This window comes from Microseira sp. BLCC-F43, assembly GCF_041929235.1.
Taxonomy (GTDB): domain Bacteria; phylum Cyanobacteriota; class Cyanobacteriia; order Cyanobacteriales; family Aerosakkonemataceae; genus Microseira.
In genome coordinates this window covers 1-12,114 of the sequence record NZ_JBHFNP010000059.1, presented here as the reverse complement: position 1 = coordinate 12,114, position 12,114 = coordinate 1, and the positions used below count along the sequence as shown (strand labels likewise).

At 42.2% G+C, this 12,114-nt stretch carries 8 protein-coding genes and 3 pseudogenes; all 11 read right to left on the bottom strand.

Annotated features, from left to right (window positions below; genetic code table 11):
• Positions 1-147: 147 nt before the first annotated feature.
• Positions 148-1,272, bottom strand: coding sequence for a WD40 repeat domain-containing protein (locus ACE1CM_RS10260; protein WP_374877319.1), 1,125 nt, complete (start codon positions 1,270-1,272; stop codon positions 148-150).
• 4 nt (positions 1,273-1,276) lie between these two features.
• Positions 1,277-1,897 (bottom strand): annotated as a pseudogene (locus tag ACE1CM_RS10255) (hypothetical protein); the annotation flags it as partial.
• A gap of 138 nt (positions 1,898-2,035) precedes the next feature.
• On the bottom strand, positions 2,036-2,608 hold the full coding sequence (locus ACE1CM_RS10250) for a hypothetical protein (RefSeq protein ID WP_374877318.1): 573 nt from the start codon (positions 2,606-2,608) through the stop codon (positions 2,036-2,038).
• Positions 2,609-2,703: 95 nt separating this feature from the next.
• On the bottom strand, positions 2,704-2,874 hold the full coding sequence (locus ACE1CM_RS10245; RefSeq protein ID WP_374877317.1) for a hypothetical protein: 171 nt from the start codon (positions 2,872-2,874) through the stop codon (positions 2,704-2,706).
• 247 nt (positions 2,875-3,121) lie between these two features.
• Positions 3,122-3,535, bottom strand: a complete 414-nt coding sequence (locus ACE1CM_RS10240; RefSeq protein WP_374877316.1) for a caspase family protein — start codon at positions 3,533-3,535, stop codon at positions 3,122-3,124.
• A 286-nt stretch (positions 3,536-3,821) separates the two neighbouring features.
• Positions 3,822-4,697 carry an ABC transporter substrate-binding protein gene (locus ACE1CM_RS10235; protein WP_374877315.1) on the bottom strand — a complete coding sequence of 292 codons (876 nt, stop codon included), beginning with the start codon at positions 4,695-4,697 and terminating at the stop codon, positions 3,822-3,824.
• Positions 4,698-6,608 (bottom strand): beta-propeller fold lactonase family protein, encoded by a 1,911-nt coding sequence (locus tag ACE1CM_RS10230; protein ID WP_374877314.1) that lies wholly within the window; start codon positions 6,606-6,608, stop codon positions 4,698-4,700.
• Positions 6,609-6,929: 321 nt separating this feature from the next.
• A complete protein-coding gene (locus ACE1CM_RS10225) occupies positions 6,930-8,585 on the bottom strand; it encodes an ATP-binding protein (RefSeq protein ID WP_374877313.1) in 1,656 nt (551 codons plus the stop codon).
• Between the two features lie 63 nt (positions 8,586-8,648).
• A pseudogene (locus tag ACE1CM_RS10220) lies at positions 8,649-9,470 on the bottom strand (caspase domain-containing protein).
• A gap of 149 nt (positions 9,471-9,619) precedes the next feature.
• Complete coding sequence (locus ACE1CM_RS10215) at positions 9,620-11,785, bottom strand: caspase family protein (protein WP_374877312.1); 2,166 nt, start codon at positions 11,783-11,785, stop codon at positions 9,620-9,622.
• 224 nt (positions 11,786-12,009) lie between these two features.
• Positions 12,010-12,114 (bottom strand): annotated as a pseudogene (locus ACE1CM_RS10210) (transposase); the annotation flags it as partial.

Below are 12,114 nucleotides of genomic sequence, written 5' to 3'. Positions count from 1 at the left end.
CTGCTGGCGGCAAGGAGACAGGCGACCGAACAAACTAACCTGCGATTAGATGGGCAAGTCCCGTCTTCCAAAGGAAGATTTCCTCCAGTCAGAGTGGGTCGCCACAAAAGTTTTAATTCCTGATACTGAGACTCACCGATGCTGTACCTAGCAATAGGGAGAGCCAGAAAGAGGTTGATAGCGTTGCGTGCACCCCCTCGCATGGACGGCATGGGGTGGCTTCAGTGAAACGAGTTCTTTATGCTCGTCGAGAAGTAAGGGAGGTGCTGTCAAATTGCTTAAATTCCAAATACGAATCGAGCCTTCGCCATCTCCTGTCGCCAACCACAAACCATCTGAACTAAATGTTACCGCTGAAACAGCTTCTTGATGACCTTGTAGAACTGTACTGGGGATTAAGGTTTCGGTCTTATTTGCTAAATTCCAAAGAATTGCCGTGTGGTTGCTAGAGCGAAGAAAGCCACCTCCTTGCGTACCTCCAGCAGTAACCAGCCAACGATTGTCTGGACTGAAGCTGACAATACTAACGAAGTCCGGAGAAGCATCTAAAACTATAGCTGTTTCTGCTGGATTTTCCGCTTCTAAATCCCAGAGTACCGTTTTACCATCGTAGCTTCCTGTTGCCAACCAACGATTGTTTGGACTCAGTGCTACAGCGAGCACCTGGTTACTATGATTCTTTAATCCCCGCCCACCGATATTTGCTAAACTATCTCTTAAGGCTTGTTCCATCTCCGGTACGCGTGGATCGCCAGGGCGCAGAACTTGCGGAGCTTCGGCTGCAAGTAACAAGCTTAACTGGGGTTGACTTTCGCGAATAGCCTGAGATTGAGCCGCAATTTGCTGCGCTAGAGCAACCCGTTTTCTCTGTTCTGCCTTGGCTTGCAGTTCTCTAACCCGGCTTCTTTGAAGTTCTCTTTCGTCAATACTATTTTGAACAAACTCCATCTCTCGAAGGTTCATCCATTTATCAGTTTGTTTCAATATCTTTTCCAGCTGGTTGAGGCGATCGCCATCCGGCAACAAAGCGCCTTGATTTCTAGCCCAATCATTAGCTTGTGCAGTCAATCGCTGCTGGAGTTCCAGAGTTTCTTTTGCCTTCTCTTCATCGATCCAGTTCTGCAATGTTCCCCAACCCCGCACCAGAAAATCGTGGGCTGGTTCCACATAAGGTTCTCCTGTTTCCTGTTGTCCCTTTACCAGCAGACGAGCTTCAACAAGGCGGTTGATAACTTGTTCTCTGCGATTGTTTTCTGCATCATCTGGATACACCAATTCAGACTCGGGTGCAACCTAATTCCTTGTCTTCACCTATCTTGTTGTATTCTTCAGTTGCCCTGCGAGTTAAAGAACCTGCAACACCACCTTGTTTATCAAACTCAGCATCAATTCTCAGGGCGCGATCGCTATACTTCGGATCTTTCCACTTTTGAGTGAGTTTCAAGTAAAGTTCGCTCAAAGTGAAAGATAGCAAAGGCAAAGCACCCGGCATTTGTCCTACTTCATCAATCAGCCTATCTACTAAATTGGGTGGCTCAAAATAGAGTGCCATTTCCGAAGCAGGTCGCTCGATCGCTTGCCGTAACTCATCAGATCGCATCGCTCTGACTGGAAACCTAGCCTTACTCCAGTATGACTTAAGCGCCTCTGAGTTCAAAAAACGAGGTTCAAAATCCGATCGCAACGTGACTACAATCCTTAGTTGTGGCAGATTAGCCGCTAAAGTTGTCTCCAGCAGGTTCAAAAATACTTGCCATTCCTGAAGCTTGTTGTCCTGTTTATTTTGCCCAATGCTAGGCGGACTGAGGGTAATTAACTCCTCAAATTGGTCAATTACCAGCAACAGTTTGAAACCCGGATGCTGTAGACTCCAAGCTGTTACAATCTCTCCGAAATAATTCTGGTCTGACTGTAGGCGTTATCTAAGTGTATTCCAAGTAGCCAAACACGTCTTATTTAATAAATTATATCGCCAAAATTTTTGAATTTCTTGCTGCGAATTTTGTGATTATGCAATTTTACAAACAGCGGATAATTACTCTAAATTATGAAGCAGCGATAATAACTTTGCTTGTTGATTCTCCCTATGCCAAATTTCTGCAATTTGGCTAAATTTCTCTTTCTCTTCTTGCAGTAACTTAGTTTGTTGGCTTTCCTTTCCATTTTCTTTAGTAGAGTCAGCAATTTCGGTTTCTAATAGCTTAATTTTTTCTGGCACAACCTCCGTGATAAAATCCAGTTCAGCTAGCTCAGTAGGTACAGAAACATTAGCGAGCGGCAGAATTGTCCTAGCTAAGGATAAGAAAGGAGACTCCCCAGGACGCATGGGAGTCAAAATTTCCCACTGGTTGGCATAGTTAATTGGTATAAATTTAGAACTAGGAAATAAAAAGCCTGGTTTAATTTTAGGAAAAGCTTTGATAAATGCCAATGTTAATATGTAATAACTGGCTAAAATAACTTCAAAATTATCTGGCTTAGATATATGCCTTAATAAACGAATCAAACCCGCTTTCACAAGACTAGATTTACCAGAACCAGAAATGCCTAAAACTACAGTAAAAACTTGATTAAGAGTGGCATTTTTATCATATAATTGTTGCACCATTTCATAAAAAAAAAGCGGAAATGCTTCTCATCAAAAGGTTTTAGCCCTCGGTAACGATTGTTATTTTCATTGGTTTATGGTGCAGGTTTGAGTTGCTATGGGTTAAAATTTAGAGGATTAAAAATGTATTCGCCTCGGTCGTGTTGATGCAGTGGCCAAAGTCCGGGAGTTTGGGATTCACTGGAGAGTTTTTCGACTTCATCGCGCAGATAGATATAGAGTTCGGGTGCTGTAATCACCCCATCTTTAGTTAAATCGGCTTTCATATCTCGCAACGCCTCAATCAGTGCTATAGCAAAAGGCGAGTGCGGCTCATTTTCTAACTCTACAATTTGGCGTTGGTCTGTTAAAAAATCTATAGCTTCTTGGTTATAAGCAGCAGATGTAATGGCTTGCCAAGCTGGATGTCTGATAAAGCGATCGTAATGCTCTTTATAAATTTATCTGAAAATAAAATAACATTGCGGGTACTTGACCAACGAAACGTACCTGCAAAGCAACAATCTAAAATTACTAATAAATCATAAATGCTTTGTAAAGCCTCTGCATGGGAAGAAAAGTTTCTATTTTCCCTAAATGTGCATTTTGGGGAACTAGATATCCAGCGGGGCCATTTTCACCATTGCGTGCTATTCCGTGTCCGGCAAAATAGAAGAGTAAGCGACAAACTTCAGGGGATTGAATTTTTTGGGTAAGTGTCTCAGAAAGCAGTGTATTTATGTTTTCTAGAGTAGCTTCGTTCTGGTTTTCCTCATAGGGGAACAGACGCAGCACTTGATAATTGTAGTTGGTTTCTAATAAGTCAGCTAGCGCCGCAGCATCGTTAACGGCTGTCTTGAGTGGGTGAATGCCGTTTTGATAGTTATTGATGCCGATAACTACTGCTAAATTAGTGCCAAAATTTGTGATACTGGAATCCCACATCATAATTGAACCTTTTTATAAAGGAAAAGCCCATATCACTATTTACACTATTTAGTTAACGAATCAGGTTGATTGCAGATGTATTTTTTACAGGTTTTGCAGGTGGCGATCGCCAAAAGTCACAGTTCAGGGAGCTCGATATCTTCAGGCTTGGTGAAAATGGGATGGTAGCAGAGGCGATCGCACTTACTTCTGAACCAAGAGTAACGAGAGTGCGATCCGCTCAATTCAATTACTGGACTAACAGAAGCATAGGCGGTTTTGTATTTTGTGCCATACAGTAACCTTACTAACGTACAGGCTCAAAACCATAGCCAGAGCCGAAGCGATATTTGGGATCAGCTTTAATCTTGACAAGTTGGATTCCGCGATGATCGCGATCGCCCGATTGATTAAACGTCACCTCGCCTGTTGCACCCTTCGCTCTAAAGTCTTCTGAATGGAGGATTTGAGCTAATCCTTCACGGGTGGGGTTGGGATTTTTTTGAATCGCAGCAATTAAGGCTCTAGTAGCATCGTAAGACATAGCCGTTCGCCAGTTAACATCTGCTTTCCAAAGCCGTCTGGAGGTGTCTCGAAAATTATTGGAATCCGAGGCAAAAATGTGCCAGGGGACAGCAACAATCATCCCATCTGCATCTGCTCTACCAACTTGTAATGTTTTAAGCGTATAAAGATCATCACCACCCAAAAGGGGAAGTCGCTTATGGTTCGCTTTGATGACTTGGAGGGTATTGTTGAGTTCTCCTCTATCGGGCAGTAATACTAAAACTTCAGCACCTCCCTCAATAGACTGTTTTACACTTTGACCCGCATTAAACTTGGGATCGGACAAGTCAAATTCTCTTGATATTCCTCCTGCTTCACGAAGAAACTTTATAAACTCAAACTTGAGGGATTTGCTATAGCCACTTTTAGAATTATAAAAAACGGCTGCTTTCTTCTTCTTTAAAGTCTTCAGCATATAGTCTGCTAATGGTTTTGCTGCTACAGAATCACTGGGAACAGTCCGAAAGATGTATTTACCAAAACCTGTAAGCTTCACAGAGGTACTAACTGGGGAAATTGCTACCAGTTTTCCTTTTTCATAAACTTGTCCTGTTGCTCCCGTGACATCACTGGCATAATGTCCTACAACTCCTAGTACATCAGGATTTTTGACCAATTATTCTGCAATTTTATTGGTAGTATCGGGTTCGTTTTTATCATCAGCGATTATTCGCAATGGTACTTTATTAATACCACCTGCTTGGTTAATTTCGTTTTGGGCTTGAGCGACTCCACGCAACATTTCTAAAGCACCATTCACATCACTACTAATGGGGGCTGATATAGCAATGGTGTAGGATTTTTGAGTGCCTATGCGGGCATTATTTAAGTAAATTAAGGCTTCTGGATCGTTGGGCTTGTTCTTAAGGTAAGCTTTCAAGGGGTTGATAGCTGTAGTAAAATCACCATTCCTGATCGCCTCGACTCCAGCCAACTTATTGGGATTTGTGAGGGTTGGTACTAGGATTTTATCACCCATGCTCATTTTCCCATGCTTTTCAGGTTCACTAATACCGTTGCATAGCTGACGATCGCTTTCACTGAGATTGGGGTTGTTCTGCAAATAGTCACGCACATGATCGCAAGCCTGTTGCATCACATAGGATGATTCAATCCGCCACTCAATCTGCTGCAACTTAGCAGCGCGATCTTCTCCTACAGTAATCAAAACCTTACCATCTCGGCTAAAACTTACTTTCTTGACTGGACTTGGATACGCTTTCTGCGCTGCCAAAGGCTTACCCTCCTGCAAGTCTTGCAAGTTCCACAACTGCACCGTGCCATCCTCTCCAGCACTGGCAAGTAATTGCTGATCCGGGCTATATGCCATTGAATTTACTTCCGCATATGTCGGTAATAGGTGTTCCTGTTCGCCTTCTTCATTCCACAAGCGAATAGTCCTATCCTCTCCGCCACTAGCAAGTTGACTGTCATCGGGGCTGAACGCCCAGCTTTTGACCTTACCTACATGACTACTTTTTATTTTCATAACCATTTTCTCTCCAAAAGCCCGTTGATCGCCCTTCTGAATCATCACCTCCTGATTGTTTGTTGAAGCCTCCTTCATAGGTACTGGTTTCTCCGACTCATTACCCTGCAAATTCCACAAGCGGACACTGCTATCATCTCCAGCACTAGCTAGTTGCTGATGGTCACGACTAAAACTGACGCTTCTGACAGGTCCATGATGTCCTTCAAACTTCTCCAACTCCAAGGGCTGGCCGTTTTTCAACTTATTGAAATCCCACAAACGAGCAGTTCCATCCTCACCAGCACTAGCGAGTTTCTGCCCATCCGAAGTAAATGATATCTCCCAGATTTTGTTTTGATTCGCTCGAATTTCCTTTGCCTCTTTAACCAGCTTTTGATCTGTTAAATCCCATACACGGATAAAGTCATCTGTTCCAGCAGTAACTAGTTTCTGTCCATCTAGGCTAAAACTGACGATCGTGACATCAACATCGACATCATCATTTTTATTTTTATGGCGCTCGTCTTTTATGTTGATAAATAATTTTATCTTTTCGTTTTCCTTCCATTTGTTCCCCTCTCGCTCCCATAAGCGGATAGTGTCACGAGTTCCGGTAATAGCCAGTCTTTTACCATCGGGGCTGAATGCTACACTCCAGACATTGTGCTCTTTCTGCTCATCTTGCTTACCAAAGTTGAAAACGCGAAGAATTTCAGGTTTCTTAGAGAGATTGTCCAAGTTCCATACAAGAACAGTACCGTTTGCTCCAGTAGTAGCCAGTAGCTTGCCATTTGGGCTAAAACTAATGCTTTTGACCTCGCCTTGGTTTGTCTGCAATTTTTTCAAGTTTGTCAATGTTAATTCCTTGTCCTCGCGCCGCAAATCCCATATACCGACAGTGCCGTTTGCTCCAGCAGCAGCTAGTTGTTGACTGTTTGGGCTAAAACGGGTGATTTTGACCGGCTCGCACTTTTCAGAATTATTAAAATTATCAGACTTATCAGACTTATCCTTAAACTTAATCTGATTCGATTTGCTTAAAGTCTGACCCTGCAAATCCGAGACACGGATAGGTTCTTTGCAGTCTTCTCCGGCACTAGCCAGTAGCTTGCCATCTGGGCTAAAACTGGTTCTGACCGTGCCCTTGCCTTGATTCGCTTCTTGGCGATCGAGTTCTCTCACGGTATAAACTGCCCTTAGCAAAGTTCCGTCTATTTGTTTTTGGAGACTATGTTTTTGGAAAAAATCATAAATTGACAGTTCTAAATTCACAAATTTTTGAACAAATATGAAGTTGCTACTTAGGATATTGCGGGCATTTAAACTATCAACCATCCCAGCTAAAGATTGGTGATTTTGTAAGTTTATTTATGCGGATTATCTCATTGTTTTGGCTTGATTAATCTTGGAGGATGCCAGCAACAAGCTTAAGGCCACTATAACGGCGATCGCAATGCGCCACCGCCATCTAATATTCTGGCCTTTTCGCAAAACACTTTCCTGCACAAACTCAGTTTCTACCTGGTTAAACCAGTTGTCATCGGAATTGAGTTCTTGATACAATACATCGAGATAAGGATTCGCATTCCATAAAAACTGTACGGGTTTCTTTCTCGATTGCCCTTGCTGATTCTGAGTGCGCCGTAACCTTTGAGCCAACTGAGCAGGAATTTTAGTCACAAAGTTTCCGATAGGCAATACAAAGTTTTCGATAGGCAATAAGAGTCGTCGATCTAAGCAATCATTAACTAACCAATCCCAAACAGGAGCAGCCCTGTCTAGAATCACTTTTGGCTGTTCTTTGTCCTTATTTTTAACGCTATCCCACTCCATCGCTGCTGGAGTTAGCCGTCGTTGCAGCGGTAAGTCTTGCTCCTCTTGCTTCCACTCCCGCAACCTTGGCCAATTCCGCACCAAAGCATCATGAGCAGGTTCCACATAGGAATTACCTTCAGCATTTTTTCCTTTTACCAGTAACCGTGCATTGGTAAACCGCTCAATTACTGCTGTGGCTAAATTGTTTTTCTTTGGTGGATATTCTAGTTCCGATAACGGGACTCGTCTGCGTGCTAATTCACCTCCATCAAGAGCAATCATCCGCAGCATTACCTGGCGGATAATTTTGGCATAAGCCTGATTTTCTTTAACTAACGCCTCATATTCCTCATCAGCCCTTTGAGTCAGTGATTGGGTTACTCCTCCCAAGTCTTGATAATCTTTTTGAATCAGCGTCCGCTCAAAGATTCTCCCTTCGATTTGTGCCTTCCATTGTCGCTTTAAATACTTGAGATAAAGTTCGATCAAAGCAAAAGAAAGCAGGGGTAATGCTCCCGGCATATCCGCCACTTCATCAATCAATTGGTCTACCAAGGGGGGCTGAAAATACATCACCCGTGCTTCTGCGGGTTTCTCAATGGCTTCCCGTAGTTCTCCTCGTGTCATTGCTGGGACAATAAATCGTCCGCTTTGCCAAAGATTTTTCAACTCAGTATGTTTCACACTAAAGTCTTTAGGGACAAACTTTAAGCCTGCATCTCTGATTTGGGATTCAAAGTCAGAACGGAGGGATAGGACAACTCGTAATTTATCCCGATGGGCATCAATTGCTGTGAGTATCTGTTGGAAAAACTCTTTGCGTTCATCCTCGTTTGGACAGAGGGTAATAATTTCTTCGCTTTGGTCAATAAATAGTAATAACTTAGAGTTGGGGTTGCGTTTAGCCCAAACATCAATACTCTGAGCCAGGTTTTGTTGTGGGTCTTGTGGCTTAACTTCTGGTAATTGGGCATCTTTCAAAGCATTATTTAAGGCTTTCAAGGGAGTTTCACCCGGACGGATTTGCAAAATCGACCATTGTTCTTGCCGCAGTTGAGGAATTAATCCGGCTTTGACCAAACTCGATTTACCCGAACCGGAAGCACCCAACACTACTGTCAAAGGATGATCTTTGTCTTTGACACGATCCTTTAACTTTTTGACCAGTTCAGTTCTACCGAAAAACAGGTTGCTGTCTTTTTCGCCAAAAGATTCCAAACCTCGGTAGGGATTATTTTCTTTATCAAGCTTTGGAGCTTTTTCTAAGTTCTTTCGGTTAAATTATGATAAAGGAAAGACGTATTCACCTTTATCGTACTCTTGCTTCAATGACCAAGATCCAGGAATTTGATTAGGGTCTTTTAAAGAACTTTGTAAATAGGCATAAAGTTCTTGGAGAGTAATAACGTTGTCAGGGTATAAATCTGCTTCACCTCGCAAACCTTTAATTAACGCATCGGCAAAGGGCGAATGTTTAGAATTTTGAGCTTGTCCACGTTCATCAGTAGTTAAGCTAGAGTCAGCTGCTTCTTGATTATGAGCAGCAGATGTAAGAACTTTCCAAGCAGGAGAGCTAATAAAGCGATCGTAGTGTTCTTGATAAACTGTATCTGGCTCTACAATGACATTCCTAGAACCTGTCCAACGAAACGTACCTGCAAAACAACAATCCAAAATCACCAATAAATGATTGCATTTTAGTTCAACCAATTCTTGCATTTCCAGATATGTATTATATTTTCCTAAACGAGCATCTTGAGGAATAAGATAACCCGATGGGCCTGAGTTACTTGTTTTTGTTTTGCCATGTCCAGCAAAATAAAATAGCAAGCGATTATTTTAGTTCAAACTAAAATAATTGCGTGTTTGTTTAAGCAATTTATTGATATTATCTAAATTCGCTTCGTCATGTGGAAATAAGCGAATTACTTCATACGTATTATTTTATTCTAAATTTCCCTCCTTTCCTTCTAATAAATCAGCTAAAGCTGTAGCATCATTGACCGCATTTTTAAGTGGGTGAATTCCATTTTGATAATTGTTGATGCCGATAACGACTGCTATGTTGCGAGCAAAATTTGTTTTGTCTAAACCCCTACTCATTATTTATTCCTCCAAAAATTTAAGCAACCTATAATTTGGGTGCATCTCAAGTTCGTCCTTTTCCTGTTTTATTAATTAGGATGGTAATAGAGATGAGATGCAACATAACTCAATATTTTGACGCTAACCCCCAGATTAATATCTGAGATTTACATCTTTTTTACTACCAGCTTTACCTGTTCAGTTGTCCATTTTTCACTAGGATAAGCAGCAGCAATGAGATTTTTATTTGAGGGAATATCATCAGCAAACGCTGCAAATAGTTCTTCAAGTGGACTACTTGGTTTAAATCCTTCCTGCACCCCTGCTCTAGGTTGGTCTAAAGCTGGTAATTTTATCCAACGGAAGCTAGTACCTTCAACTGTTGCAAAAACTTTGATAACATCCGCACCTTCTTTGTAACTTTCAGGAAGACTGGTACGAATACGGACTAATTTCTCTTTTCCAGGGTCTAAAACTTCAAAGTCTGCACCAATTGGATGAAGTTGCGCTATGCTCCAATCTGGTTGAATTGCTAGTGCAGTAATATTGAGGTATTGAGTAGACTGATTGCGGATACGTAAGAAGGCATATTCACCAACATCAAGTATTGGTACATTGCCGGGGGCATTAAAAGGTTGGAACTGACGATTTTCAGCTCTGCCCAGTTCAACTTTAAGTTTTCCATTTAGAGATGATAGCAGATCGTTATTATCAAGCTGCAAAATTGCATCATAGGAAAGATGTACTAAACGGTTGACTACACCTACTGCTGCATCCGGTTCCTTAACTTTCAATAAAGGTCGGAGATTAATAATAAGTTCTCCGCCTGCATCAAGAATTTCATACTCGCCTTCTTTGTTAATAGACACATAGTAAGATACGTCTTCCTTGCTGGCTTCATTTTCAGACAAGAACTCTATCCAGGCATTATCTTTTACCTTTGTCTTAGCAGCTTTGAGAGCTTCTAATGCTTGTGTTATCTCTATCTCTGATAGTTGCCCTTTTTCTTTTGGCGACAACAGACGTACCTTGCCGACAAGTTTAACACCAGGACTCAAAAGCAAAGCGGAAGCACCCTGCTCAATGGTTGCTTCACTCAAAACTTTCGGAGTATTAGAGTCTCCTTGACCGAGAATTGTGCTAACCTCTGCCCAAGACTCTACTGCATCAACTTCCACAACCTTAACTAATGCTACTCGCTTGCTAGTATCGGTAAAGTCTGTTGTACCCAATCGATAGATAGCAAACTCTGCTCCCTGAACAATACCGTTAACTTCGCCAGCCTGCAAGCTAACTCGTTTTTTGGCTACATCTACATTCATTACGGTCGCTGTATCGTAATCGTATGGATAAGATCTAGTTTGGTCGCTATAGCCAAAGGATCTGGTCAAAGCGCTAAATATAGGGCGATCGCCTTCTCCTTGCAACATAGGTGTTTGTCGCTTAGACTGACTATAAATTTTGGCGAGAATGTATTTGTGTATTTCTCTGGAAGAAACTTGCATTCCCAATATATTCAGAGACTTTAACAACCAGTAGGTCAGCGCCCCCATTGTTTGGCCGTCAAAGTAGTGTTCGTAAGCAGACTCATCGTCGCGACAAGCAGCAAATAAAGTGTAATCTTTTGGCTCAGGTAGCCAACCACTGGTAGCACTGACATTACGCTTTCCCATACCCCCTGTTAGGGTTTGCCATGTTTGAGCCAATTTGTGAGGAGTTGCAACCAGACTCTCCGTAGGTCGGGGTGTTGTGTCAACAATATTGTTGTGTGCGCCACGAGTATCTGCATCTACACCCGCTCTTGTTGATCCTCCAGAATGGCAGCTATCCAACACAACTGTAACCACTAACCCTTTATCCACCATGTCTTGTAAGAGTTGTGCTAACTCAAGGTCGCGGAGATAGCGAGCTTCCGAGTTGCCAATATCCGTGGGAACCAACGACTCGTCAACACCATCCTCTCCTTTGAGGTTGGGATAAATTGTTGCCGCACGTCCCCCGTGACCGGAGTAATGAATGTACACCTGGTCTTGAGGTAGAGCTTTCTGAGTAATTTCCTTAAATTTGGCTACCATATTTTCGTAGGTTGGCCAAAAGTCTTTTGGTTCTGATGGCTCAGCCGAACCTTTAACATTAGAAGCCGTTAGCTTCAAAATCTGCTTTTCCGGTACTTGTAGCCTATTTTTCAGAAAAGCCTCTACGTGGTTGATGTCGCGAACGCATCCCTTCAAGCTTTTATAGTAACTACCATCAGATAATTTATTTGGTAGGTAGCAATCGATTCCTATCAGTAGGGCGTAGAAGTTTGAGGTTGGATTTGTCTGTTCAGTCATCTTTGGTAGGTTTTTTTTCCTATTTCCAAAGAAATGAGGCTTGAGCGGGATAATTTATTAAAATTTTCCAAAGCTTGCTAGTCTAGCCCTATACACAGACGAAGAAAATTATGTATAAAAACAGACATAATATATGTTAGACCTCCTGATCAAAAAAGACGAGAAGCGCAAAACCCCCATCGTTTACGTGGGGGTTTTGCGTTCACTTTGACTTTTAAGTCCCGTCAAGTAACATCGTGATGGCGCTGTTCCTCAATATACCTCCTCACAGTCTCGCTACTGACATTACCAGCAGTAGAAACTTGCGTAAGAATGAGTCCAGAGACTAG